The following is a 26,840-nucleotide window of genomic DNA, read 5'->3' as shown; positions in this document are numbered from 1 at the left end:
TTTTAAATTTTTATCGTTTCAGGCTAAAATGACCTCTATATTCTGTTCCATTCAATCGTGTAACTGTAAACCAGTAATCAGAAGCAGGTTCTTCCCGACCAATGTATGTTCCATCCCAGACAGAATTGGTTGTTAATTCTTTAATGAATTTTCCATAACGGTCAAAGATTCGGATTCCAGTATTCGGTTTCAAATAGGCAAAATCAATTGTCCAGGTATCATTAAACGTATCATTATTTGGAGTAAAGAATTTTGGATACGGAAGTTCATCTACAAAATTGATACAGTCTGCAGTTGTGGCTCCAAGAATATTTATTAAAACAGGAATTCTGTCACTTTCGCAATTATTTATAGTTTGGTAAGCGTAATAGGTAATTCCGTTTTCTAGCGGAGTTGATTCTGATAAATTTATAGTTGAAGTACTATTTTCAAACCATTTTATATTTTCTCCTGTAATAGCAATGTCATTTATTGAGGCATTTTTTTGTATGCAAAAAGCCTGTGGTGAATCAGCAATTGGAATTTGAGTATCCTGAATTTTTACAGTAATAGCAAGTGGTTCACTTTCGCAGTTGTTCAATGTTTGTGTAATGTAATAAATACTATTTTGGAGTAAGGTCGTTTCTGTTAAAACGTTTCCATTATTAACTGAATCATAGTATTTTAGTGATGTTCCTGTAATGTTGAGATCAGCGATGGTTGCGTTTTTATCAATACAAAATGGTTGATTTTTATTTCCTGTAGGTAATGGTGTGTCATTAATTCGAACCAGAACTGGAGTTCTGTCACTTTCACATCCAATAGTTTGGGATGCATAATACCTTTTGTTATTTTCTAATAAAGTAGTAGTAGGTAAAGTTGCTGCTTCAATAATAGAACCATACCATTTTATATTTTGCCCTGCTATTTGGATATTCTCTAAAGTTGCATTTTCGCTTTTGCAGAATTCTGTATCTCCATTTGCTATTGGTGCAGAAGGCGTATTTACAATCGATACTGTAACTCCAAATCTTTCACTTTCACAGCTGTTTATGGTTTGTGATGCAAAATAGGTTTTTCCATCAATAAGAATATTTGTAGCTGGTAGAAGGCTTCCATTTGAAGAATCATCATACCATTTTATTTGATCTCCGGTAATTTGAATATCTGCAATTGTTGGATTTTGCATCGAACAAAAAGGTTGATTTGTATTTCCTGTTGGAGGAGAAGTATTCTGAATTGCAACAATTGTTTTTTTCGTGCCATCACAACCGCCTGTTCCAGAGATTAAACAATTATATTCACCATTATTACTTGATATTACATTTGTTATGATTGGATTTTGATCGGTAGATGTAAAACCATTTGGGCCTGTCCATAAATAATTAGTTCCTCCAGAGGCTTTAAGCTCTAAAGAGCCTCCAATACAAATAGGAGAATTACTTGAAATTATAGGAGAATTAAAGATATCTTCTGAGAACTTCATTAAATAATAATTTTCAGTTCCTAAAATATCTGATTGATGTGAAGTATTATCTGCAATTCCATTATTTCCATAAGAGATTCCACTAATAAATATTGCATTATCATTATTAAGCGCAATTCTTGATACTCTACCGGTACTCATACCTCCTACGTAGGTTCCCCATATTAAATTTCCTTCTTTAGAAAATTTGCCAATATATCCTTCAGAAGATGTATTAGTTGGTCTGTAAGAGCATAAAGTTGTTAATTTAGTGTTATATGATTGACCGTTTGTAGCTCCAATATAAATTGAATTGTTTTTAAAAATAAGTGAATAAACATGCGCTTCTCCTAAATAAGTACCCCAAATTCTTTTTCCATCCTTATTTAATTTTGCCAAAAAACCTTTATAGAGCGATTGATTAGAACTTTCAAAACTTCCTAGTGTTATTATATTGTTATTACTCGCACTTTCTCCACCAAGATATATATTATTTTCATTATCAATGCCTACAGCATAAACGTAATCAACTTGCTCACCTCCATAATAACTAGACCATATTCTGTCTCCATTAAGGGAAAATTTATAAACTGTACCATCACTATGACTTATAAGATCATGTTTTTCTTGAAAAACTCCTGGGGTCCCAATATTATTGTAACTATGAGAATAGCCTCCTGTGATTAAAAAATTATCTTTTACTTGTATTGTTTTTAATTCATCCCAGAGTTCTCCACCTACGTAGGAACTCCAAACCAAATTACCATTAATATTAAATTTTGCTAGAAAACCGTCAAAATGTGTATTTGTGTTGTCGAGATTTAATTGTGTTTGGAAATTATTATTTATAGAGATTCCAGTTTTACTATTAGTCCTTCCTACTATGTATATGTTATTGTTGTTATCAATATTTAGAGCAAAGGCAGCATCTCGATTTTCCCCTCCATAATAAGTTCCCCAAAGTCTAATTCCAGAATCATTGAATTTTGCCAAGAAAGCATCATCATCTCCTGTTATACTAGATTTGTATGACCCAGGAGTACTTATGTTTGTTTCTCCCTGTGTAATTCCTGATATTATAATATTATTTTGCGAATCTATTTTTATATCTGATATTTCATTATAATCTTTGCCTCCGTAATAAGTCCCCCATAAAAGATTTCCATCTGGATTAAATTTTGCGATTACTCCATTTGATGTTGTGTAAATTGAACTAGGTAATTGCGTTTGATGGGCTCCAGTAGTCGCATAAGAATTACTTGAACTGGTAGTTCCTGTCATATAAACGTTTCCAGAAGAATCAGTAGTAACACTAGATGCAATGAGAGCATAGTGATTATTTCTTTGATCCCCATAAAAGGTTCCCCACAGTCTCGTTGGTACAGGATCAATTACAATAGTTTTTCCATTAAGATAATGATCAGAACCAAATCCATAAACATTCTTTTTAATCTTCCTGTACTCAACAACAATTTCTTTTTTACATACTCCATCTTCAATCCAACTTGCAGGAAGCGTTTCTTCCATTTTTCCAAAACGAACATTCATCTGAATTTTATTATCAATCAAGTCTGTTTCAGCGCCATTAAATTTTAATTGTATATCAGCTATTTTCCCTTTTGGATGAATGACAAAATTATATTCAACTGTTTTTTGAGGATCTTTAGGGACTGTAAAAACAACATCAATATTGGGATAAATGTTTTTGTAGGTTATCTGTTTATATTGATGAACGCCAACAATTCCCTCTGGTTTGTTTGGAACATTATAATAATTGTCAAAATCAGTTGACTTTTGTTCAGTAATTAACTCAACTTTTGAATTTGAGTTTAAAAAATCAATATCTATTCTATGAAAAGTATATTCTAAATTATATTCCGGTTTTGTTTCTTTGTTTTTTTTAGGAATTATATAAGGAAGTGTTTTTGCAGTTTCAGAACGAACGATTGGATTTTTTTTTACTTCATAAACATCATACGAAAATCCATTTTTTCTCAGTTGGACATTTAATCCGTTAGAGTTTAACAGATATTTTACAGCAGAATTGGATTTGCCTTTTTGATCAATAATCTGACCCTTATTTTCTTTGAAACCAACAGATTGATTTTTATTTTGGGAAAATAATGAAATGGTAATTATAAGAAAAAATAAAAGTACTGTATGTTTCATCCGAATAATTTGATTGCCGCAAATGTAATTAAATATCTACAAAATAAAACTAAGGTGAGCAGTCGAATCTTTTCCTGAAAACAAAATAAATATCCCGTATTTTTGCAGAAAATATTTCCTTTTGAACACGAAGCTTTTCATCATAACACCACCTTTTACACAACTGAATACTCCGTATCCGGCAACCGCTTATATCAAAGGTTTTCTGAATACGAAAAATATCGAATCGGTTCAGGCAGATTTGGGTATTGATGTGATTTTGGAGTTGTTTTCGAAGAAAGGTTTGCAGGATTTATTTCAATCTGGCAACCAACAACCAATAACTGACAACTGTAAAAGAATTTTTGCTTTACAGGACGAATACATCAAAACCATTGATGCTGTAATTCAGTTTTTACAAGGGAAAAATCCAACATTGGCGTTACAGATTTGTCAGGAAGATTTTCTGCCCGAAGCTTCCCGTTTTGCACAATTGGAAGAACTTGATTGGGCTTTTGGGACCATGGGAACTCAGGACAAAGCAAAACATTTAGCGACTTTGTATCTCGAAGATATTTCGGATTTTATCGTAGAATGTGTGGATGAAAATTTTGGCTTCAGCCGATATGCAGAACGATTGGGACGAAGCGCCAATTCTTTTGATGAATTATATGAAGCTTTACAACAACAACCAACTTATATTGATTCAATTTTAATTTCACTTTTAAAAACTAAAATTGAAATAGTAAAACCGACTTTCTTTTTAATTTCTGTTCCTTTTCCGGGGAATTTATACAGCGCGTTTCGATGTGCGCAATGGGTAAAACAAAACCATCCGGAAATAAAAATTTCAATGGGTGGCGGTTTCCCAAATACCGAATTACGTTCTCTTTCTGATAAACGTGTTTTTGAGTTTTTCGACTTTATTACTTTGGACGATGGCGAAGTTCCAATTGAAGAATTGATTGCCAATGTTGAAAATCCAGCTCACAATTCCTATAAAAGAACTTTTTTATTAGAAAATGGAGAAGTTGTTTATAAAAACAATTCCTTAAAGCACGATTACAAACAGGCGTACGTTGGAACTCCTGACTACTCTGATCTGTCTTTGGATAAATATATTTCGGTTATAGAAATCGTAAATCCGATGCACCGAATGTGGAGCGACGGACGTTGGAATAAACTTACCATGGCGCACGGCTGTTATTGGGGGAAATGTACTTTTTGTGATATTTCATTAGATTATATAAAAGTTTACGAACCTGTTGCCGCTAATTTGTTATGTGATCGAATGGAAGACATGATGCGGCAAACCGGTCAGAATGGTTTTCATTTTGTTGATGAAGCTGCACCGCCTGCATTAATGCGTGCTTTGGCACTTGAAATTTTACGCCGAAAACTGGCAGTTACCTGGTGGACAAATATCCGTTTTGAGAAAAGCTTTTCTAAAGATTTATGTTTGCTGCTAAAAGCTTCAGGCTGTATTGCGGTTTCCGGTGGTTTGGAAGTGGCTTCGGACCGATTACTCAAATTAATTGACAAGGGTGTAACTGTTGAACAAGTTGCAAAAGTAACGAGCAATTTTACCGAAGCGGGAATTATGGTTCATGCGTATTTAATGTACGGATATCCAACACAAACGATTCAGGAAACAGTGGACAGCCTTGAAATGGTGCGCCAATTATTCGAAGCCGGAATTTTGCAATCCGGTTTTTGGCATCAGTTTGCCATGACGGCTCACAGTCCGGTTGGATTGTATCCTGAGAAATTTGGCGTGAAAAAAGTAACGGAAACTATTGGAACTTTCGCCAATAACGATATCGATTATACCGATGCTACCGGAATCAATCATGATAAATTTAGTTTTGGATTAAAAAAATCGCTCTTTAATTTCATGCACGGAATCTGTTTTGATTACGAACTGCAGGATTGGTTCGACTTTAAAATTCCGAAGACTAAAATTGATCCTGATTTTATATTTAATGCACTTCAGGAAGAAAATGACTTCAATACAAAACCAAACGCAAAAGTGGTTTGGCTTGGTGGAAAACCTTCCGTAGAACATTTCACAAAATCAAAAAAAGGAAATTCATGGGAAATAATGAGTTTTACTTTTCACGATAAAAAAGAAAGTTTCACCATTCAGACCAATAAAAACGAAGGTGAATGGCTTATAGAAATTTTGAAAAAAATCTCAATTTCAAATGCTAAAAATTACACTTTTCAGGAAGTTAAAAATGATTTTGAAACCAGTTTAAATGACTTTGAATTATTTTGGTATTCCAAACCAATCAATACTTTACGTGAATTTGGATTGTTGGTTTTATAAAGCTTCAACACTAAATCTAAAGCCAATTCCGTGTAAATTCTCAATTGAAATTCCTTTTTCGTTGACCAGAATTTTACGTAATCTGGAGATAAAAACATCCAGGCTTCGTCCGGTAAAATAATCGTCATTTCCCCAAAGTGACGTTAGAATTTGCTCCCTTTTTAAAACGGAATTTTTATTATCGAGAAATAATTTCAAAAGTTCAGCTTCGCGTTGGGTAAGACCAATTTTTTCATTTTCATTGAAAAGAAAGAAATTTTGTGTGTCAAACTGATACTTTCCAACTTCGTAAATTGTTTTTTGTGTTTGGGTGTTTTTTTGTGAACGCTTGAGGAAAATTTCAATTTTCAAAAGTAGTTCTTCAATACTGAAGGGTTTCACCAGATAATCATCGGCACCCAAGCGCAATCCTTTTAATCGATCTTCCTTTAAGGTTTTGGCAGAAAGAAAAATAATAGGAATATCTGTATTGTTTTTTCGGATTTCAGTAGCCAATTCAAAACCATCCATTTTTGGCATCATGATATCGAGAATACAAATGTCAAAATGTTCACTTTTAAAAGATTCCAAACCTGATTTTCCATCAGAACAATGGATGACTTCATAATTGTTCTGTTCCAGATTATCTTTGGTTAAAAATGCCAGAGTTTCATCATCTTCGGTATAAAGAATTTTACTTTTTATCATTTTTATAAGGAATTGAAATCGTTATTTTGATGCCTTTATTTAAGTTATTTATAGCTGAAATTTTCCACTTTTGTAAGTCGCAAATCTTTTTTACATAATATAAACCCAATCCAAAACCAGTTACTTCATTGCTTTTTTCATTTTGGATCCGATAAAATTTATCAAATATAAAAGAGATGTTTTTTGTTGAAATTCCAATTCCATTATCAATAAAGTCTAACTTCAGAACAGTATTTTCCAAGCTGATTCTAATTGTAATTTCAGGTTTTGTATCGCAGTATTTAACAGCATTATCTAATAAGTTATAGATCAGATTCGTAAAATGAAAAACATCAGTTTCAATTTGATACTCTTCTAAAGTATCTATTTTGATATATGCCTCCGGATATTTCAATACAATATTTTCAATTGTTTCTTCAATTAAAGGAATAATAGAAACCAATTCTTTTTTTAGTTCCAAACTAGTATAATCTGATTTGGCAATTGTCAGGATTTTTTCTATGTGATGATTCAGCTTATGACCCTGATTAATAATAATGTTGGTGTAGGTATGAAGCTTTTTATCTTCTTTAATTAAATTCTGTTCACTCAGATATTTGGAAGCAATTAAAATAGAGGACAAAGGGGTTTTAAATTCATGCGTCATATTATTAATGAAGTCACGCTGTAATTCGGAATATTTTTTTTGCTGTAAAAGAGTAAAAATCGAATAAACATAAATCAGTAATATAAAAATCAGAACAATAGAAAGTACAAACCAAAAACGCATAGAACTGAATAAATAACTGGTTTCATTAGGAAAGCGGACAGCAAAATAATAAATCAGATTTTTATGTTTCGGAAAATAAACAGATTGCTTTGCTTTTCCTTTATCAGACAATGAAATATAATTTCCGTACACCATTTCATCACTTTGGCAATTGTACATAGCATATTCAAAATCTGTAGTGATATTCATTTTCTTGAATTCGGTTTTCAGATAAAACTCCAGAATATCAGGTTCAAAATCATTATCAATATTAACTATATAATAATCATTAGCAATTTTCTGCACCGGATTTTGTACGGGTAATTCATGATTAGTGCCTTTATATAGTTTTTTAGCAACTTCAAGTAAGGCAATATGGGTTTTTTGGCTAAGCTTTTTCTGCTCTAAAGTAAATGCTTCTCTTGTCCACAGCAACTGTGCGACCAATATGCCGATAATGGCTATTAATCCGAGGATAATGATACTGTTGAGCTTATTTATTTTCAAGAAAAAGGTGTTTAGAAAGTGTAATATTAATCAAATTTTAAATTAAAAACACCAGTTAACAAGTCATTAACAAACATTTGAAACCGCTTAACAGCGATTTGTTTTTATCCGGATTACTTTTGAAATATTAAATCGAACCATTAACCAATTAAATAATATAATATGAAAAGTTTTCAAATTTCGATGTTGGCATTAGCTTTAGGATTGATGTCATTCTCTGCAATTGCACCAGTAGAATCATTAGCTTCAAAATCAACAACTGCAGTTACAGCTTCAACAGTTTTATGGAAAGCAGAAAGTATTGACGTAGGGCAGATTCCTCAGGGAACACCAAAAGCGATTGTTTTTGAATTTAAAAATACAGGTAAAACAGCTGTAGTGATTACAAATGTAAAAGGATCATGTGGCTGTACAGCAACAGATTATACCAAAGAACCAATTCTTCCTGGTAAATCTGCAAAAGTAACAGCAACTTATAATGCTGCCAACAAAGGCGCTTTTACAAAAACAGTTACGGTTACGACAAGTGCTGAAAGTACTCCTAAAATCCTTACGTTAAAAGGTACGGTTATCTAGAATAAAGGTTGATTATATAAAGGTGAGAAACTCTGGACATGTTATGTGTCCGGAGTTTTTTTTAGATATTATTTAGGTAAAACAGTAATGCATTTATAAAACCGTTTGCTGTAATGTTCTGAATTCAGTTCGCTAATTGTAACGCTTGCTGCTTTTCCTGAAGAAGCATGAATGAATTTGGATCCCATGCCATTGGCTTCACAGATAATTCCAAGATGACCAATAATGGTTTTGTCCTTGTAACCATAAAAAACTAAAATATCACCAATTTTAAAATCTTCAGGTGACAATGCAATTCCTAAATTTTTATAACCACTGGAACTTCTGGGTAAATTAATATTAAAATGATGGAAAACATAACTCACAAAGCCAGAACAGTCAAATCCTTTGTTAGGATCATTTCCAGCATATAAATAGGGTGTTCCCATATATTGAGAAGCATAACTGATAATAGAGTCCCGATCAGTTTTAGCTTGTATTTTTTCAGTTTTGGCAGATATGGTTTTGGTGTCTTTTTTTACATTATAACAAGAAAATGAAATGGTCAGGAGAATAATGATAGAAGTTATTTTCATTTGTTTAGGGCATTTTTTCAAAGATAAAGATAAGTTCTTTTAATTGAATATAACTATTGAAAATTGAGGTATGTTTTTGGTGTTTTTTTATTGCTTTTTGATGTTTTAGTATCTTTATAGAAGTTATAATTCAATATATTTGTGAATCACATTTATATTTAACAATAAAATTATGTTTTTAAAAAAAATACCATTTTTAATTTTCTTTTTGCTGGTTTCAATCGTATCGATTTCGCAAAACACAACAAAAACTTTTTTGTATGCCGGAAGGGTTGATGTCTTAAAAGATAACAAAGCGGTTTTGATAGGAACTGCAGCCTCAGTAACATTTAATTTTTCCGGAAAAAAATGTGCCGTTACCTTGCAGAGTATTGATTCTTGGGAACATCATAATTATGTAGCCTTAGAATTGGATGGTCAGTATATGGGCAAAGTCAGAGTTGAAAAAGGTCCTGCTCAGTCTTTTAATATTAAGGCTACTTCAAGGCAAAAAGTACACACACTCACAATATACAAGGCTACAGAAGCTACAATGGGGAATGTTTTATTTATAGGAACTACTGCTAAATTAATGACCATAACCCCAGTTAAGAAAAAGAAAATAGAGTATATCGGGGATTCCATTACCAGCGGTGCGGCAAATGATCCGTCAACGATTCCGTGTAATGAAGGTGAGTATTTTGATCATCATAACGGCTATTTTGCATATGGACCTATAATTTCCAGAGATATTGATGTTGACTATTTATTGAGTTCCGTTTCCGGAATAGGAATTTATCGCAACTGGAATGATGCAGGCTCTGAAGTGCCGATTATGCCTGTTGTTTATGAAAATTTATATCTGACAAAAGAGGCCTCCAAACCTAAATATGATTTTGCCTTTCAGCCGGATATTATCAGTATTGCTTTAGGAACCAATGATTTTTCGAATGGAGACGGCAAAAAAGAACGTTTGCCTTTTGATCCTGAAAAGTATGTTTCTAATTATATCGGTTTTATCAAAATGATATACCAGCATAATCCAAATGCACAGTTGGTTCTGACAAACAGCCCGATGGTTAATGGAGAAAATGCAGTTGTTTTTGAAAATTGCCTTAATCGGGTTAAGGCCGAATTTGAAGCTGATACGACAAATAAACCTATCATTATCTTCAAATTCAAACCTATGATGCCAAGCGGTTGTTTAGGGCATCCTAATATTGAAGAACATAAAATTATGGCGGCGGAATATGGTCCGTTTTTAAAAAATCTTCTAAATGAAAAATAATATATTTAAGTTTGTTTTCATTCTGATGATTTCCGGTACTATGATGGCAAACGTTTCCCTTCCAAATATATTTGGTGATAATATGGTATTGCAGCGCAACTCTGAAGTAAAAATCTGGGGATGGGCGAATCCAAAAGAGGAAATTAAATTAGTATCCAGCTGGAATAATCAGGAGTATAAGGTTACCGCAAACAATCAGGCGAAGTGGGAACTCAAGATCAAAACACCTGAAGCAGGAGGACCTTATACTATTTCAATAAAAGGTTATAATGAAGTTGTGCTTAAGAATATTTTAATTGGCGAAGTATGGATTTGTTCCGGACAATCCAATATGGAAATGTCAGCAAGTTGGGGAATCGACAATGGTGATGAAGAAGTAAAAAATGCCTCCAATCCTAATATTAGATTTTTTACTGTTCCAAAATTAACTGCGACAACACCACAAAATAATTTACTTGGAAATTGGGTTGAATCAACTCCTGAAACTATGAAAAACTTTAGTGCAGTTGGGTATTTCTTTGCTAAACGCCTGCGGGAAGATTTAAAAAACGTTCCAATAGGATTAATTTCTTCCAACTGGGGAGGAACTCCGGCCGAAATATGGATTCCGGAAGAGGTTGTTCTAAACGATGCCGTTTTATTAGAAAACGCCAAAAAACTAAACGAGCAGGAATACGGGCCACGTCAGCCGGGACGTGCCTACAATGCAATGATTTATCCGGTTGTTGGTTTTAAAATTGCCGGAACGCTTTGGTATCAGGGAGAATCTAATGTTGGTTCTTTGGTTTATGATAAAACTTTAGAAGCCCTGATAACCTCGTGGAGAAAAGCCTGGAAATATGATTTTCCATTTTATTATGTACAAATTGCACCCTACAAAACAGGCAGTAATAATTTCTCGAATGTTATTGTCAGAGATTCCCAAAGAAAACTACTTAAGCAAGTTCCAAATACCGAAATGGTTACCATAAGCGATGTCTCGGATACGATAGATATTCATCCAAAGGATAAAAAACCTGTAGGAATCCGTTTAGCGAATTTAGCATTGGCAAATACCTATAAAACCAATTCAAATTTGGTAAACGGTCCGCTTTTTAAAGAAATTAAAATCGAGAAGAACAAGGCAATAGTTTCTTTTGATTATTCTGATGGATTGTATTTTAAAAACAAAAAGTCAAATCAATTTGAAATAGCTGCGGCTGATGGGACTTTTTATCCTGCTGAGGCTTCGATAAAAAACAATCAGATGATCTTAACAAGTAAAAAAGTACCGAATCCTGCGAAAGTTCGATTTGCGTGGGGAAATACGATTCAGTCTGACTTGTTTAATAAAGCGAATTTGCCAGCTTCGTGTTTTATTACGGAATGAGAGAAGAAAGAGTAAAGAACAAAGAAGAAAGATTTTAGACTTATTTTTTTCAGATTGAGACACACAGTTTGTCATTTCGACGCAAGGAGAAATCAAATTAGTAAATCGACAAAGATTGGCGATTTTGATTGCGGAATTTCCCATGTGATTCATCCTTAGTCGAAATAACAAGATTGGCGAATAAAAACCGAAAAAGTTTCGTTTACCCTGAATCGCGTGAGGGATAGAGGCGGTATCCTTTTGTGAAGAGAAACGGAACAAAAGATAAAGCCGAAAGCCCGACGGTTGCCTTTTTCGGGCAAGCGACACGCCAAAATATAAAAACCACTTACCATTATGAAAAATAAAAAAATACTAATTATTGGGGTTTTTACCCTGTTTATTGCCGGAAATATGAATGCACAAAAAAAGCCGTATCTCGATGAAAATAAGACCATTGAAGAACGTGTAGATTTGCTGATGCAGCAAATGACTTTAGAAGAAAAAGTAGGTCAAATGAACCAGTATAACGGTTTTTGGGATGTGACAGGACCTGCTCCAAAAGGAGGAACAGCCGAATTGAAATATGAACATTTACGAAAGGGTTGGGTTGGATCGATGCTTACCGTTCGTGGTGTAAAAGAAGTTCGTGCCGTACAGAAAATTGCAGTGGAAGAAACCCGTTTGGGAATTCCGCTTATTATCGGTTTTGATGTGATTCATGGATATAAAACATTGAGTCCTATTCCTTTGGCAGAAGCCGCGAGCTGGGATTTGGAAGCGATTAAAAAGTCGGCTGCGATTGCCGCTGATGAAGCTTCGTCATCCGGAATTAACTGGACATTTGGTCCCAATGTCGATGTTGCAAACGATGCCCGTTGGGGTCGTGTGATGGAAGGTGCAGGCGAAGATCCGTATTTGGGAAGTAAAGTTGGTTACGCAAGAGTAAAAGGTTTTCAGGGAGAAACAATTGCTGATTTGGCGAAAATAAATACTATTGCAGCCTGCGCGAAACACTTTGCCGCTTACGGTTATGTGGAGGCGGGACTGGAGTATAATATTGTAGAGATTAGTAATTCTAAATTGTATAATTCGGTTTTGCCACCTTTCGAAGCGACTGTGAATGCGGGAGTCCGTACATTTATGAATTCTTTTAATACTTTAAATGGTGTTCCGGCAACCGGAAATGTTTTTTTGCAAAGGGATATTCTAAAAGGGAAATGGAAATTTGATGGTTTCGTGGTTTCTGATTATGCTTCGATTCGCGAAATGATAGCGCACGGTTATGCAAAAGATGAAGCTGATGCTACAGCAAAAGGTGTTATTGCCGGTTCTGATATGGATATGGAATCGTATTTATATGTAGCTAAGTTGACTGGTTTGGTGAAAGAAGGAAAAGTAAAAGAAGCTTTGGTCAATGATGCCGTTCGCAGAATTTTGCGTGTGAAATTTGAATTGGGATTATTTGATGATCCCTACAAATATTGCGATGAAAAACGTGAAAAAGCGGTAGTAGGAAGCAAAGCAAATAATGAGGGTGTTTTAGACATGGCGAAGAAGTCTATCGTTTTGTTGAAAAATGCTCCTTCTCCTTCTGGGAAGGCTGGGGAGGGGTTACTTCCGCTGAAAAAGTCCGGACAAAAAATTGCTTTAATCGGTGCTTTGGCAAACGATAAAAACAGTCCGTTGGGAAGCTGGAGAATTGCTGCAGATGATAATAGCGCAGTATCAGTTCTTGAAGGAATGCAGCAATACAAGGACAACCAGCTGGTTTTTGAAAAAGGTGGAGACCTGTTATCTCAAAAAGCTACTTTTTTGACAGAAACAGTTTTTAATACGACAGATAAAAGCGGATTTGAAAAAGCTAAAATGGCAGCCAAAAATGCCGATGTCGTAGTAATGGTTTTAGGGGAATATGGTTTTCAGAGTGGTGAAGGAAGGAGCAGAACAGATCTTAATTTACCAGGTTTGCAACAAGAATTGTTAGAAGAAATTTATAAAGTGAATCCTAACATTGTTTTGGTTTTAAACAATGGGCGCCCATTGAGTATTCCCTGGGCTGCAGAGAATGTTCCGGCAATTGTTGAAGCCTGGCAATTAGGTACCCAAACCGGAAATGCTGTTGCTCAGGTGTTATACGGCGATTATAATCCGAGTGGAAAACTGCCAATGTCTTTCCCGAGAAATGTAGGTCAGGTTCCGATTTATTATAACAAATACAGTACAGGAAGACCAATTGACAGTGATAAAAATGTTTTCTGGTCTCATTATATGGATATAGAAAAAACGCCTCAATATCCGTTTGGTTTTGGTTTGAGCTACACCAAATTCGATTATAAGGACTTGAAAGTAAATAAAACTTCTTTTGCAAAAGGTGAAAAAGTGCAAGTGAGTGTTACTGTAACAAACTCTGGGGATTATGATGGAAAAGAAGTGGTACAATTATACATTCATGATGAATTTGCCAGTATAGTTCGCCCAGTTAAAGAATTAAAAGGTTTTGAATTAATCAATTTGAAAAAAGGAGAAACCAAAACCGTAACGTTTACTTTGACTGATAAGGAGCTTGGTTTTTATGATAATGATGGAAATTATTTAGTAGAACCGGGAACTTTTAAGATCATGGTTGGAGGAAGTTCTGATAAAGGTTTGGAAAGTGGTTTTGAATTAAAATAGATTAAAGTAAAAATGTTTTCACTTAGATTTAGAAGATTCGGCAATTTTTTTTATCTCCTTAGTCTGCTAAATCTGTGTGAGTTTTTTGTATTTTTAAAATCTATAAAGTTTTCAACCTTAAATAAAAATAATGAAATATAACAGATGTGGGAAAAGCGGTTTGCTTTTACCCGAAATTTCTTTGGGATTATGGCATAATTTCGGATCAGTAGATAATTTTGAAAATGCTGAAAGTATTGCTGTAGAAGCTTTTGACAAAGGAATTACGCATTTTGATCTGGCTAACAATTACGGACCTGTTCCAGGTTCCGCAGAAACCAATTTTGGTAAGATTTTATGGCACAACTTTCAGGGAAATCTTCGTGATGAAATCATTATTTCGACAAAGGCAGGTTACAACATGTGGGACGGACCTTATGGGGATTGGGGTTCAAGAAAATACTTATTATCAAGCTTAGACCAGAGTTTGAAAAGAATGAAAGTAGATTATGTCGATATCTTTTATTCGCATCGTCCTGATCCTGAAACCCCAATCGAGGAAACAATGATGGCACTTGATTATGCTGTAAGAAGTGGAAAAGCCTTGTATGTTGGAATCAGTAATTATTCGGCAGAAGAAACTCGTGTTGCAGTTGGTGTTTTAAAACAATTAGGAACACCATGTCTCATTCATCAGGCTAAATATTCGATGTTAGAACGCTGGGTTGAAAATGGCTTATTGGATGTTCTGGAAGAAAAAGGGGTGGGCTGTATTGCGTTTTCGCCTTTGGCACAGGGACTTTTGACAGATAAATATTTAGACGGAATTCCGGAAAATTCAAGAGCTCATAATCCAAACGGGCATTTAAAAGAAGATGAGGTTACAATTGAAAGAATCCAGAAATTAGTTCAGCTGAATGAAATTGCCCAAAACAGAAATCAATCTTTGGCACAATTGGCTTTGGCCTGGCTGCAAAAAGACAAACGAATTACATCTGTTTTGATTGGTGCGAGTTCTGTAAGGCAGTTGAATAATAATATTGAATGTTTACAGCGCTTAGATTTTACACAAGATGAACTTAATGCGATTGAAAAAATATTAGCATAATAAAAAATGGGACAATTTGTCCCATTTTTTTTATTTTATAATCATAGCCAAACCTCCGCCACTTGCTAATCGATATTTTAACTTCGTTGTTGAATCAACTTTAATAATTTCTCTTTTATAATCATTCGCAGCCTTATCAGCATTTAATCCATCTGAGAAAATCTCGGCTTCGAATTTTTTGCCTTTTTCAAGAAAGGAGAAATCAATTGTAATTTCTCTGGAATCCCAGTTTGTTATTGTCCCTAAATACCAAATATTTCCTTTTTTACGAGCGATTGAAACAAATCTTCCAACTTCGCCATTCAAAGCTACAGTTTCATCAAAAACAGTTGGAATCTTAGCTATAAAATCAGTGCTTTCCTGTTCCTTCATATAAGCAGTCGGACTATCGGCCATCATTTGCAAAGGCGCCTCAAAAATGGTGTACAAGGCCAATTGATGACATCTAGTTCCCTGACTAACCGGATTAGAATTACTTGATTTGAATTCACTTTTCGAAGCATTTCGCATGGCACCAGGAGTGTAATCCATCGGTCCCGCAATCATTCTGATAAACGGAATTGTGGTGTCGTATAAAGGAACATCATCATTTGGAGTCCATTTGTTATTTTCCAGTCCTTTTACACCTTCAAAATTTAAGATATTCGGAAAAGTTCTTTGAATTCCGGTTGGTTTGTACATACCGTGAAAGTCCAAAAGCAATTTATTGTCAGCTGCTTTTTGCGCAATGTCATAAACTGAATTGACCATTTTAGCATCGTCACGATCTAGAAAATCCACTTTAAAACCTTTGATTCCTAAATCAGCATAATTTTTTAAAATACCTGATGTATTTTTTGTCAAAGCCATCCAGGAACTCCATAAAATAATGCCAACATTTCGTTCTTTTCCGTAGGCAATCAAAGCTTCCAGATCTACATTCGGATTGTGTTTCATAATGTCATCTTCCAGACTCCAGCCTTCATCTAAAACCACATATTCTACTTTGTTTTTTGAGGCGAAATCAATGTAATATTGATACGTTTGCGTATTAATTCCGGCTTTAAAATCAACATTGTAAATATTCCAGTCGTTCCACCAGTCCCAGGCGACTTTTCCGGGCTTGATCCATGAAATGTCGTTAATTTTTGAAGGCTCGGATAATTTCTGAACCATGTCATTATTGGCTAAAGCAGCATCGTTTTCAGAGATTACTAAAATCCTCCACGGAAAATTTCTTGTTCCTTTTGTCTTGACCAAATAATCTGCTCGATCTGTAATTAATCTGTTGATGTTATTGAATCCCCCGTTTTTTTCCTGCAAAGGATATTTTGAAAAACGAGATTCAAAGCCTGATTTTGATTTATTATTCGTTACAAATAATCCCGGATAATCTTCCAGATTGGCTTCCAGAAAAACTGCTTTTTTATTTTTTTTATAATCAATTAAAAAAGGAAGAAAAGCCAAAGTATCTTTTGCAAATTCACTGATTTTTTTGTTTTCATAATGCGATTCAAATGAAGAAATATACGGATCTTTCGGATTTCTTAAATCCCGAACATACGGCATTAAAGTGTTGTAATCCTGATCGAAATTCAAATTAACTTCTTCCGATTTTACCGTAATATCATTTTTCTTTTTAGTGATGAATCTGTAAGCGACACCATCATCAAAAGCACGATATTCAATGCTGAAATCATTTTTGAAATTCAAAACCAAAAGATTGTATTGGTTTTTTACTGAACTTTTTTTGTAAAACGGAGAGTCAAATGTTTGGTTTATTTTCTCTCTCTTTGAATTCAAAAGCAAAGCATTTTTTCCTAAAACTTCATTCTGCTCCAATGTCATTGAAACAGCTGACGGAGCCAGAATCAAATCGTTTTCATGTGTAACCGACCAAGTTATTTGCTCATTAATTACAATGATAATTTTTATTTTCCCGTTTGGAGATGCCACAGTGAAATCCTGAACTTTTTGCGAAAAAGAAACATTAAAAAGTAAAATCAAAAAGGCAGTAAATATTTTTTTCATCTTATTTGTTTTAAAACGGCAGAAGTGATTATAAGTCAATCAATTTTGGACAAAGCCAGTTATGAACTTATAATCACTTATATGGTAAAGAATTTTATCTTTTCTTCAACTCCAAATTATATTTCTTCACAATTTCCAAAGTTGATTTATCGCCAGAAAATACCGAATTTAAGCCTTGTGGTTCCTGCGGAGGATCTGTGGTTAAAGGTTCTCCGGGATTCCATTTACCTGTTTCGTTTACTGCTTTTCCTTCACCGCCAAATCCCCAAAAATTAGCTGCCTGCAACGGACCTTTATTGGATACACTTTCTGCAACTCTTCCAAAAATATAATTGTAAAACTGATCACGATAAACAGAAGAAGCTCCCGCATTTAAATTTTCATTTTCCCTTGGTAATCCAAATTCCTCAATAATAATGGGGCGATGTAAATTGTTGGCTACTTTTACATGGGCATCAATATATTTTCCTGCGTTTTCAATTGTGGCAGGAATTGTGGCTTGGGCATTCTCAGCCTTAAACCAGTTCCAGTTTTTAGGCCAGATGTGCATCGTCAAATAATCGATATTTGGGTTTTTATGCGTTCTTTCGAAAATTTCTATGTTATCGTTTGAACTGTTTAATCCTTCAGAACCTGTAGAAATTAAATGGTTTTTATCTAAACGATCCATTAAATTGACAATGTTGTTCAGCCAAATAGTGAATTTCTCCTCGTTTTCAACTGTAAAAAGTCTTGGTTCATTTCCAACCTGCCAAGCCATAATGGTATTGTCATCAGAATATTTCTTTTTTGAATATGGATTTGTACGTGTCATGATAAATTTCACATGATTTTCTAAACCCTTCATACAAGGTTCACAGCTGTGAAATTGTTCTGTGTAGGACATAAACTGAGGCCATGTATTGGGTGCAATATTCGGAACCGGAATCGCTCCTTTGCCATTCCACTCTAAATATTGAGACATCCCGCCAGACCATTCCCAGTTGTTGGTCAAATACAAAACCGCATACATTTTGCGTTTGCTCATTTCATTCATCAGGAAATCTAACCCATCAAGCAAATCTTCATTATATTTTCCCTGCTCATATTGCAATGCCGGACGAACTGTGAAATCATACTTTCCGCCATCGGCACCCACCAGTATTCGTAAATTGTCGATTCCGTTTTTTTGCATTAAATCTAGTTCACGAAGCAATCTTTTTCGGTCACCCACTTTTTTGGAAGCCAGTAAACTTCCGTACCAATAATTTGTGCCAATGTAGGCGTAAGGTTTATCACCTTTGTAAAATTGCGTTCCTTTTACCGTAATTCTGGGAAGCTGTTTTTGTGCTTCGCAACTTAGATTCATAAAACAAAATAAAAGCAGAAGTAATTTCGGAATAGAATTTTTCATAGTTTATTAATAAATAATTTTTATTTTTTTTCGATAACCACAAAAACAGAGGAGCGGGCTGGCAGGGTTAAGTTTGTACCTTTTGTTGTTTCTGCTGAATATGGTTTTAGGGTTGCATAATTATCAGGTCCTCCAGCCACTAAAGCAGGGCCGTTTCCGTTTATAATTACCTTTCTTGAAAATTCTCCATTATCGGTATCACCAATTAATGTATACCAAAACATTCTTTTTCCAGTTAGGAAATTGCTAAGTTTTACTTTTATATTAATTGCAGCTGTTGCTTTATTTACGAAGGTAAGACCTATTTTTCCATCTGAAAAAGAGGAGGCATACACTTCATAATTTCCGTTTGTGTCTTTATTGGCTTCGATCAAACGATCTCCCATATACTTTTGGAAATAATACATATGATAGAAAGCAGGACGAGGGGTACCTTTTGGGATATTTGGCTCATCTCCGTTGCTAAAGGTTCCATGATCATCTCCGTTTGACCAGGCATTTGCTAAATCCCAACGGGCAGCAAGGCCAATTTTGTTTTTTAAAACTTCTCCTAAAATTAAAACAGCGTGCATTCCGTTTATGTGAGAAACTTGCTGTTTGCTGCCAGTTGAAAAAATATTCCACTCGTCTAATGCAAAAGGTTTTATTTCTGCAGCTGCGGCTGTTAAAGCATTTTTTGAGAAAGTCATCATTTCAGCAGTCACTTTTTTAGGAGTGTCTAATATTTCAGCAGCAGCAGCATTTGTGTGGTAATTGGTATAGTAATTATGAATCACATAATAATCAGCTTTACCCTCGATGTTTTTAAGTAATTTGTCATTCCAGGTTTTATGGCACTCAGGCAGATAACTTGCTGGTGTGCTTTCAACCATAACAGCTCCAATTTTAATTGGATTTCCAATTGCTGTAGCCGCTTTGCGCATTGCTTCTGCAATTATTTTGAAATGTTGGGCATACAATTGTCCGTTTAAAAGTTCTGGTTGTCCATCTTTATTATTGGCAGTGTTAATGCGATAACTTGCTTCCCAATCTGCGAAAACTTCGTTGCCAATTTCCCAATATTGTGTTCTTCCATTATCATATGTTACCCAGTCTGCCGCTAACTTTGCAGCATCTGCAACTGGATCTGCACCCGTTCCATATCTTGCGTATCCATAGTTTATTGTGATGATTCCTTTACTGTTGGTAGCTTGTAAAAGTTGATAATAATTATCTAAAGAAATGGTCCAGTCCGCATCATTTTTACCATACCAAAATCCGGATGCTTCTTCACTACCATCTGCTTTTATCAATTTTGAAGGTGCTGTAGCCGGAATACTGGCAGTATTCCAAAAATAAACATCACTAATACTTCCTCCGGGAAATCTAATAATATTTGGCTTTAGATTCTTTATATCGTTTACCAGAGTCGTATTGGTAATCATTTTACCTGACCATAAATTGGCATTGTTTCCATAAATTGAACTTGGAATTTTAGTAATTACATTGGCAAAATCAACAGTAACTGTCGAATTTGTCGTCTCAGGTATAGTCGATGGTGTATAATCTGTTGGTGAAGTGAAATTTTTTGGTGTCCAATTTTCCAGAAAAAAACCAATAGTACCGGCTATTGCAGGATCTGTTTGTTCTTTTATTACAGGATCTGGAGAATCTACTGGAGCAGTAGAATTTTCATCTTGTTTGGAACAGGAAAACGACTGAATTACAGCAAAGAACAGTGCTATGTAAATTAATTTTTTCATTTTTTGATATTTTGGTGATCAGTTTTAGGCAAGCAAAATAATTTTAAGGTTTTATTCTTTTAATGAGTTCCAGACAAGCACGGCTATTATGATAAGGGCATTTCCAGAATCCTGCTTTGTCCTTTTCAATCAAAGAATAATCCTGATAAACTCCCCAAAACCATTCTCCGTTTTTGGGGTCTAAAATATATTTTTTTATGAATTCCCAGTTTTTATAAACGATTTCTAAATATTTTTCATCTCCTGTTAACTGATAGGCATTATAAAAGCCGATAAGCGCTTCTGCCTGAACCCACCAATGCTTTTCTGTAACTATTTTTTTTTTTACAGGATCAAATTCGTACGATAACCCTCCATCAGAATCTAAGCCCTTCTCAGCTGCCTTTGTCATTTGGATAGCGTGTTTTTTATATTTGGCAATTAAAGTCTGGTTTTCTGAAATTTCAGCACATTGCAATAAAAGCCAGGCAGCTTCAGTATCGTGTCCATACGATATAACATCTGGTTTTTCATTCCAGTTTTCATCAAAAAACAATCGTAAGTGCCCTGTTTTTGTATTGATGAAATGTTTTTCTATGGTTTGTAATAATTCGATAATAGTGTTCTGAAGCTTTTTGTCTTTCCATACTTTATACAAATTTGCATATGCTTCTACAATATGCAAATGGGTATTCATGGTTTTCTTTTCGTTCGCATCTTTATCACTCAGACGTAAATCTTCAATAGGCTGCCAATCTCGTGTAAATGCTTCTAAATACCCTTTGTTTATTGGGTCGTAACTATGTTTTTGTATTTTTAAATATAAATTAATAGCTATTGCCAATGCTTTTTCATCTTTAGAAATAACATAATATTCAGAAAATCCATAAATGGCAAAGGCTAAAGCATAAATCTGGTTTTTAGTATCTTTTGGTGTTGTATCGGAATTGATGCTCCAAAATAATCCTCCAAATTCAGGATCATAAAAATAATTGGATAAAAATTCAAATGCCCGCGTTGCTGTTTTTTTATGTTCGTCATTTTTAGTGTTTTGATAACTGGCAGAAAATGTCCACAAAATCCGGGTATTTAAAACCGCCCCTTTGTCTGCATCCGGAATGATATTTTCGTTATGATCAATCTGGCCAATAAAGCCTTTATTTTTATTATCTACCGCGTTTTTAGACCAATAGCCTAGAATAGAATTGAGTTCTGCTGATAATTCTGTTTTAAGCTGTTTTAGTTTTGTTGTCACGATAATTATATTTTGTTGTTTTTTTCTATTTGACTAATAATCGCATTTACAGAACCGGCAGAAGTAAATGTATCCGCTGGAGTATTTGTTACATAATCAACTAATTTTGCGACTGATGAAACAGCAACATGCATTCTGGTGTCAGATGAGGCATAATAAATGTATACAGTTCCGTCAGTATCTTCGATCCATCCGTTAGAAAATAAAACATTGGATACATCACCGACTCTTTCAATAGCTTCCGGTCCCATAAAATGACCTCCAGGAACGTGTGTTACCTTAGCAATATCATGTAAATCGGTCATAAACATGTAAAGTGTGTAACGTAAACCTGCAGCTGTATTACGTACACCGTGTGCCAAATGCAACCAGCCTTTTTCTGTTTTAATAGGAGCAGGACCAAGACCATTTTTTAATTCATAAATGGTATGATACTGTTTGCCAAAGATAATTTTCTCTCCCTTTACAACCGGATTTACCATATCATCAACATATCCCAAGCCAATTCCGCCACCGGCTCCAACATCAATAAAGCCATCCTGCGGACGTGTGTATAGAGCATATTTTCCGTTTACAAATTCAGGATGCAAAACCACATTACGTTGTTGTCCGGTATTCGAAATCAAATCAGGAAGCCTTTCCCAATTCACTAAATTTTTTGAACGTACGATTCCTGCATTGGCTATAGCTGAACTTGTATCACCTTTTGGAGCTTTAGGATCTTTTCTTTCTGTACAAAAAATGCCGTAAATCCAGCCATCTTCATGATGAATCAAACGCATATCATATACATTAGTGTCAGGTTCTTCAGTTTGTGGAATCACGCATGGCTTATCCCAAAACTTAAAATTGTCTATACCGTTTGGACTTTCCGCAATAGCGAAAAATGATTTTCTGTCAATACCTTCTACGCGAACAGCCAGTAAATATTTGCCATTCCATTTCATTGCACCTGCATTAAATGCAGCATTAATTCCGATACGTTCCTGCAAAAAAGGATTTGTTTTTTCGTTGAAATCAAAACGCCAGTTTAACGGAACATGGGCAGCAGTAACTATTGGATTTTTATAACGCTGGTAAATACCATTTCCTATTGCATTTTGAGGCTCGTTTTTTTGTTCTGTAAGCGTTTTGTGTTCTTTTTCCAATGCTGACTTTCTATCCTGAAATGTAGTTGTAGTGGTTATTGCTATCATATAAATTAATTTCTAAATCTTTATTTTAATTGGCCTGGTCTCTTTTTTGGTTTAAATCTTGTTCAATTATTTGAAGTTTTTCTTCGGATAATGGATAAAACAAAATAAAAAGAACTGATAGTACTGCTGCAATTGCCGGAAGTATACTTAACATCAATTGAATGCCGTTTTGTGTAACTGCTGTTTGTTCTACATTTGCCTGAAAGCCAAAATACCCTAAAAGCCATCCAGCTCCGGCACCTCCAATAGTCCATCCAAATTTTTGTGACATTGAGGATGCTGAGAAAATTAAACCAGTTGCACGGCGTCCCTGTTTCCATTCAGAATAATCAGCACTATCAGCATACATGGACCATATTAAAGGGAAAATACAACCTGCACAAATGCTTATCAGAACCTGAAAACTCATAATTAGCAAAATATCTTCTTTTTCAAAGAAATAGAAAATAAGGCTCAAAATTGCTGCTAAAGCCATAGCTCCAAAAAAGGTTTTCTTTTTTCCTATTCTGTTAGCAATAGGGGTAGCTGCAATTACACCGATAATATTGGCTGCCTGTCCCAAAACCAAATATACAGAAGTAGGTGCCATGTGAAAATCTGTTCCGAAAAGTGAAAAATCAAAATTGACACTGCTGCTTACAAAATATTTAAAGTAGTAAACTGCTGCTCCGTCACGAATAGAATTGAATACCAAGGCACCAATTCCCGCACCTAATAAAATCCACCATGGTTTGTTTTTTAGCAAGTCCTGCAAGTCTTCTTTTAAGTTGCTTTGTTCGCCTTCAATAGGTTTTACCCTTTCTTTAGTAAGAAAAAAGCAGCCCCAGAAGAATATAGTTGTTATGAGGCCGAAAACAGCAATTGTTGCCAGCCATCCAGCTTTAGAATTTAGGCTTCCGCCGAAATAATTTACTAAAGGTTCAATAAGCCAAAGTGCCAAAAGACTTCCTCCAAAAGCAAAAACCATGCGGTAAGAGGATAAGGTAGTTCTTTCTTTTCTGTCTGATGACATTACCCCCAATAAAGATGCATAGGGCACATTGATCAGCGAATAGATCATCATCATTAGCGAATAAGTTACATACGCATATATTATTTTTCCTTTTTCATCAAAATCAGGTGTATAAAAAGTTAGCACGCCGATCACAGCAAAAGGTATCGCAACCCATAACAAGTAAGGCCTGAATTTTCCCCATTTGCTTTTGGTACGATCTGCTATAATTCCAACAATAGGGTCAAAACAAGAGTCCCATATTCGGGTTATTAAAAACATGGTTCCTACTACAGCAGGTGCCAATCCGAAAACATCGGTGTAGAAAAACAAAAGATACATGCTGAAAATTTTCCAGAACATGGAAGACGCTGCGTCTCCAAGTCCGTACCCTATTTTTTCTTTTAAACTGATTTTGTCGTGCATTTAGGTTTTTTTAAGATGTAATTTAAGGTTAGTTAGTGCTTTTGAATGTCTTTTTCGAATAACGTATTATCCAGATTATAAAAATTAACAAAATCTTTCTCGCTTATTTGACCGGAATAGGGTGCATAATAGTGCATTTTTTGTTCTTTTTCCTGCCAGCCATGATTTCTCCAAAGCAAAATATAGGATATCTTATAATCTCCAATAGCTTTATCCAGTACTCCTGTCCACCATTTTGGATCTGGAACAGCTTCATATCCTGCTTCTGCCACGGCAATTAATTTATTTTTTTCAATACCTATTTCATTTATCATTTTAAGTTGTTTCTGTACTTCTCCAATAAATTTTTCACCTTCCTTATCATCATTATTTTGATAGGAATCGAAACTTAAGATATCAGCATAATTATCACCAGGATAATGGGCTAAAAAATCTTCTTTGGAATTGAAACTGCTTGTATTATAAACATAAATTAAATTGTGAACACCTTTTTTTTGCAGATATTCAAAAGTGAATTTCCATACAGTTTTAAACTCCTCTGGTGTACAATTTCCTTTACCCCACCAAAACCATCTGCCGGTAAGTTCATGATAAGGTCTGAAAAGGATTGGAATATTTTTTCCATTCTTATCTTTTAATGATAAAAAGAAACTGGCAGCCTTATCCAGCCACAAAGCAAATTTTTGATGATTTTCACCATTAGGCAAAACAGTTTTTAAGGAATTAGGTGTGTTGTCCCAGGCATTTTTTCCTGTTGCAGGATTATCAAAATGCCAGCTTATGGTTGAAATTCCTCCTCTTTCATTGGCTTCTTTTATATATTGTTTCATTTTATCAAAAGGAACACCATCAATATTGTTTTTATTGTCTTTTTCTAATCCGGCAATATCCCAGCCATAAACGGCAGGATAATCCTTAACAACGTCTTTGATATCACTACGGTTGTCCTCATATTTCCATTTTACACCATATGCAAGGTCGTCCTGATGTCCGAAAAGATATCCCCTTTTAGTCAATTGGTGTAGTTTTTTATAGAGAAAAACAGTTTCGTTGGTGGCTTTTTTGTCTGAAAGTGACAAATTTGTATCAATAGAAATTGCTTTTGTGGAACATGAAATTCCAATACAGGTAAGTATAATTGGTATTATGAGCGTTTTTTGCATAATTTATTCAAAAAATTTATTTGCATTGCATTAAAAATTATAAAAAATGACTTAGAGACTTTAAAGTGTTTTTTAAATCAGTATTTTAAGATTTTAACTGTCGATATATATAAAATTAGGGTATATTAAAATGATTACTGTTTTTTATGCTTATTTTTTTTGAAAAAATGATAAAAGCATTGTTCAAAGATATAGGTATGTTTCTTGTTTCATTAGTATTATTTTATCAATTATATATCATATTATTGCAATTTATTATTGATTTAATGCCTTAAAAAAATATTTGTAAGATGAGTAATACTAAGAATTTTTATAGAGAAATTGCACCGCTTTCAAGTGGAGATAGTTTTTTAGTTTTCGACAGAGTCAAAGATAGTTTTGATTTTCCGGTTCATTATCATCCGGAATTCGAAATTAATTTTATCCTAAACGGAAAAGGAGTCAAACGTGTTGTTGGAGACAACATTGAAGAAATTGACAATGTTGAATTGGTTTTGATTGGGCCTAATTTATATCATGGATGGGAATTAAATAAATGTACAAGTAAAAAAATTCATGAGATCACGATACAATTTCATAATGATTTATTTCATGAATCATTGCTGTCAAGACGTATTATGAATCCAATTCGTGATATGTTTAATCGGTCTATTCACGGTATTTTGTTTTCTAAAAAAGTGTCTGAAGAATTAACTCCAAGATTGATAAAGCTCTCAAAATTAGATGGAATGGATTATTTTTTGGAAATTACTTCGTTATTATATGATCTTGCAAATTCCAGGAATCAAAGACTGCTTTCTACATATACTGTAGATTATGATACCTTCGATGACTACGATAAAATGAAACAGGTTTATGAATATGTACAAAAACATTTTGCAGATAAAATTACTTTAGAAGATGCTGCAAATGTTGCTAATATGTCTATAATTTCTTTTAATCGGTTTATAAAAAAACGAACGGGAAAAACCTTTGTCAATTATATTAATGATATCCGGATTGGATATGCTGCACGCTGGCTCGTTGAAAAAGACATGAGCGTATCGGAAGTCGCCTTTAAATCAGGGTTTAATAATATAGCCAATTTCAATCGTAGTTTTAAAGCTATTAAAAATTGTACGCCTAGTCAGTACAGGGAAGATTTTTCTGGATTAAAGCGTATTTTATAATGATACTTTTTTTTCATAAACAAATATTATTTTTAACGAAATCGTTTTAAATTTCGATTGTTTCTTAATTAATATTTATTTTTTATAGTGGTTATGGAGGTTTAAATTGTGAAAAATTTAAAAA

General features: G+C 34.3%; 18 protein-coding genes. 7 read left to right on the top strand and 11 right to left on the bottom strand.

Annotation, left to right across the window (positions count from 1 at the left end; translation table 11 throughout):
- Positions 1-10: 10 nt before the first annotated feature.
- Complete coding sequence (locus ABI657_RS06810; RefSeq protein WP_348096492.1) at positions 11-3,613, bottom strand: T9SS type B sorting domain-containing protein; 3,603 nt, start codon at positions 3,611-3,613, stop codon at positions 11-13.
- 121 nt (positions 3,614-3,734) lie between these two features.
- On the opposite strand from ABI657_RS06810, the gene ABI657_RS06805 reads away from it, so the two are divergent.
- Entirely contained in the window at positions 3,735-5,921 is a 2,187-nt protein-coding gene (locus ABI657_RS06805) for a radical SAM protein (protein ID WP_348096491.1), read from the top strand.
- Here the strand turns inward: ABI657_RS06805 and ABI657_RS06800 are convergent.
- Positions 5,916-6,608 carry a response regulator transcription factor gene (locus tag ABI657_RS06800; protein WP_348096490.1) on the bottom strand — a complete coding sequence of 231 codons (693 nt, stop codon included), beginning with the start codon at positions 6,606-6,608 and terminating at the stop codon, positions 5,916-5,918. The two genes, ABI657_RS06805 and ABI657_RS06800, sit on opposite strands and share 6 nt — an antisense overlap.
- Positions 6,595-7,863: a HAMP domain-containing sensor histidine kinase gene (locus tag ABI657_RS06795; RefSeq protein WP_348096489.1), complete on the bottom strand. Its 1,269-nt coding sequence runs from the start codon at positions 7,861-7,863 to the stop codon at positions 6,595-6,597. The genes ABI657_RS06800 and ABI657_RS06795 overlap by 14 nt, the downstream gene beginning before the upstream one ends.
- 162 nt (positions 7,864-8,025) lie before the next feature.
- Here ABI657_RS06795 and ABI657_RS06790 point away from each other — a divergent pair, with 162 nt between their 5' ends.
- The gene (locus tag ABI657_RS06790) at positions 8,026-8,439 is read left to right on the top strand and encodes a DUF1573 domain-containing protein (protein WP_348096488.1); all 414 of its coding nucleotides are present in this window, start codon (positions 8,026-8,028) and stop codon (positions 8,437-8,439) included.
- A 68-nt stretch (positions 8,440-8,507) separates the two neighbouring features.
- Here the strand turns inward: ABI657_RS06790 and ABI657_RS06785 are convergent, their stop codons facing one another.
- A complete protein-coding gene (locus tag ABI657_RS06785) occupies positions 8,508-9,014 on the bottom strand; it encodes a C40 family peptidase (protein WP_348096487.1) in 507 nt (168 codons plus the stop codon).
- Between the two features lie 172 nt (positions 9,015-9,186).
- Between ABI657_RS06785 and ABI657_RS06780 the strand changes: the two genes are divergently transcribed.
- The 4 genes from ABI657_RS06780 (at position 9,187) to ABI657_RS06765 (ending at position 15,392) form a co-directional block, all read left to right on the top strand.
- On the top strand, positions 9,187-10,281 hold the full coding sequence (locus ABI657_RS06780) for an SGNH/GDSL hydrolase family protein (protein ID WP_348096486.1): 1,095 nt from the start codon (positions 9,187-9,189) through the stop codon (positions 10,279-10,281).
- A complete protein-coding gene (locus ABI657_RS06775) occupies positions 10,271-11,650 on the top strand; it encodes a sialate O-acetylesterase (RefSeq protein ID WP_348096485.1) in 1,380 nt (459 codons plus the stop codon). The genes ABI657_RS06780 and ABI657_RS06775 overlap by 11 nt, the downstream gene beginning before the upstream one ends.
- Positions 11,651-11,986: 336 nt before the next feature.
- The gene (gene bglX, locus ABI657_RS06770; RefSeq protein ID WP_348096484.1) at positions 11,987-14,305 is read left to right on the top strand and encodes a beta-glucosidase BglX; all 2,319 of its coding nucleotides are present in this window, start codon (positions 11,987-11,989) and stop codon (positions 14,303-14,305) included.
- Between the two features lie 130 nt (positions 14,306-14,435).
- Positions 14,436-15,392, top strand: coding sequence for an aldo/keto reductase (locus ABI657_RS06765; RefSeq protein ID WP_348096483.1), 957 nt, complete (start codon positions 14,436-14,438; stop codon positions 15,390-15,392).
- A gap of 30 nt (positions 15,393-15,422) precedes the next feature.
- Here the strand turns inward: ABI657_RS06765 and ABI657_RS06760 are convergent, their stop codons facing one another.
- The 7 genes from ABI657_RS06760 to ABI657_RS06730 all read right to left on the bottom strand — a co-directional run bounded on the left by ABI657_RS06760 (position 15,423) and on the right by ABI657_RS06730 (position 25,547).
- Positions 15,423-17,402, bottom strand: a complete 1,980-nt coding sequence (locus ABI657_RS06760; protein ID WP_348096482.1) for a glycoside hydrolase family 97 protein — start codon at positions 17,400-17,402, stop codon at positions 15,423-15,425.
- Between the two features lie 94 nt (positions 17,403-17,496).
- Positions 17,497-18,795, bottom strand: coding sequence for a beta-mannanase (locus tag ABI657_RS06755; protein WP_348096481.1), 1,299 nt, complete (start codon positions 18,793-18,795; stop codon positions 17,497-17,499).
- Between the two features lie 20 nt (positions 18,796-18,815).
- Entirely contained in the window at positions 18,816-20,537 is a 1,722-nt protein-coding gene (locus ABI657_RS06750; RefSeq protein ID WP_348096480.1) for an alpha-L-arabinofuranosidase, read from the bottom strand.
- A gap of 43 nt (positions 20,538-20,580) precedes the next feature.
- Complete coding sequence (locus ABI657_RS06745; RefSeq protein WP_348096479.1) at positions 20,581-21,771, bottom strand: AGE family epimerase/isomerase; 1,191 nt, start codon at positions 21,769-21,771, stop codon at positions 20,581-20,583.
- A gap of 5 nt (positions 21,772-21,776) precedes the next feature.
- Positions 21,777-22,967, bottom strand: a complete 1,191-nt coding sequence (locus tag ABI657_RS06740; protein ID WP_348096478.1) for a glycosidase — start codon at positions 22,965-22,967, stop codon at positions 21,777-21,779.
- 25 nt (positions 22,968-22,992) lie between these two features.
- A complete protein-coding gene (locus tag ABI657_RS06735) occupies positions 22,993-24,384 on the bottom strand; it encodes an MFS transporter (RefSeq protein WP_348096477.1) in 1,392 nt (463 codons plus the stop codon).
- Between the two features lie 32 nt (positions 24,385-24,416).
- A complete protein-coding gene (locus ABI657_RS06730; protein WP_348096476.1) occupies positions 24,417-25,547 on the bottom strand; it encodes a glycosyl hydrolase in 1,131 nt (376 codons plus the stop codon).
- A 290-nt stretch (positions 25,548-25,837) separates the two neighbouring features.
- Between ABI657_RS06730 and ABI657_RS06725 the strand changes: the two genes are divergently transcribed.
- Positions 25,838-26,716, top strand: coding sequence for an AraC family transcriptional regulator (locus tag ABI657_RS06725; protein WP_348096475.1), 879 nt, complete (start codon positions 25,838-25,840; stop codon positions 26,714-26,716).
- The last annotated feature ends 124 nt before the right edge of the window (positions 26,717-26,840 follow it).

The organism is Flavobacterium sp. (assembly GCF_039930565.1).
Classification (GTDB): Bacteria; Bacteroidota; Bacteroidia; order Flavobacteriales; family Flavobacteriaceae; genus Flavobacterium.
Note: the sequence above shows the minus strand (reverse complement) of the source record. Positions and strands in the feature narration are given on the sequence as shown.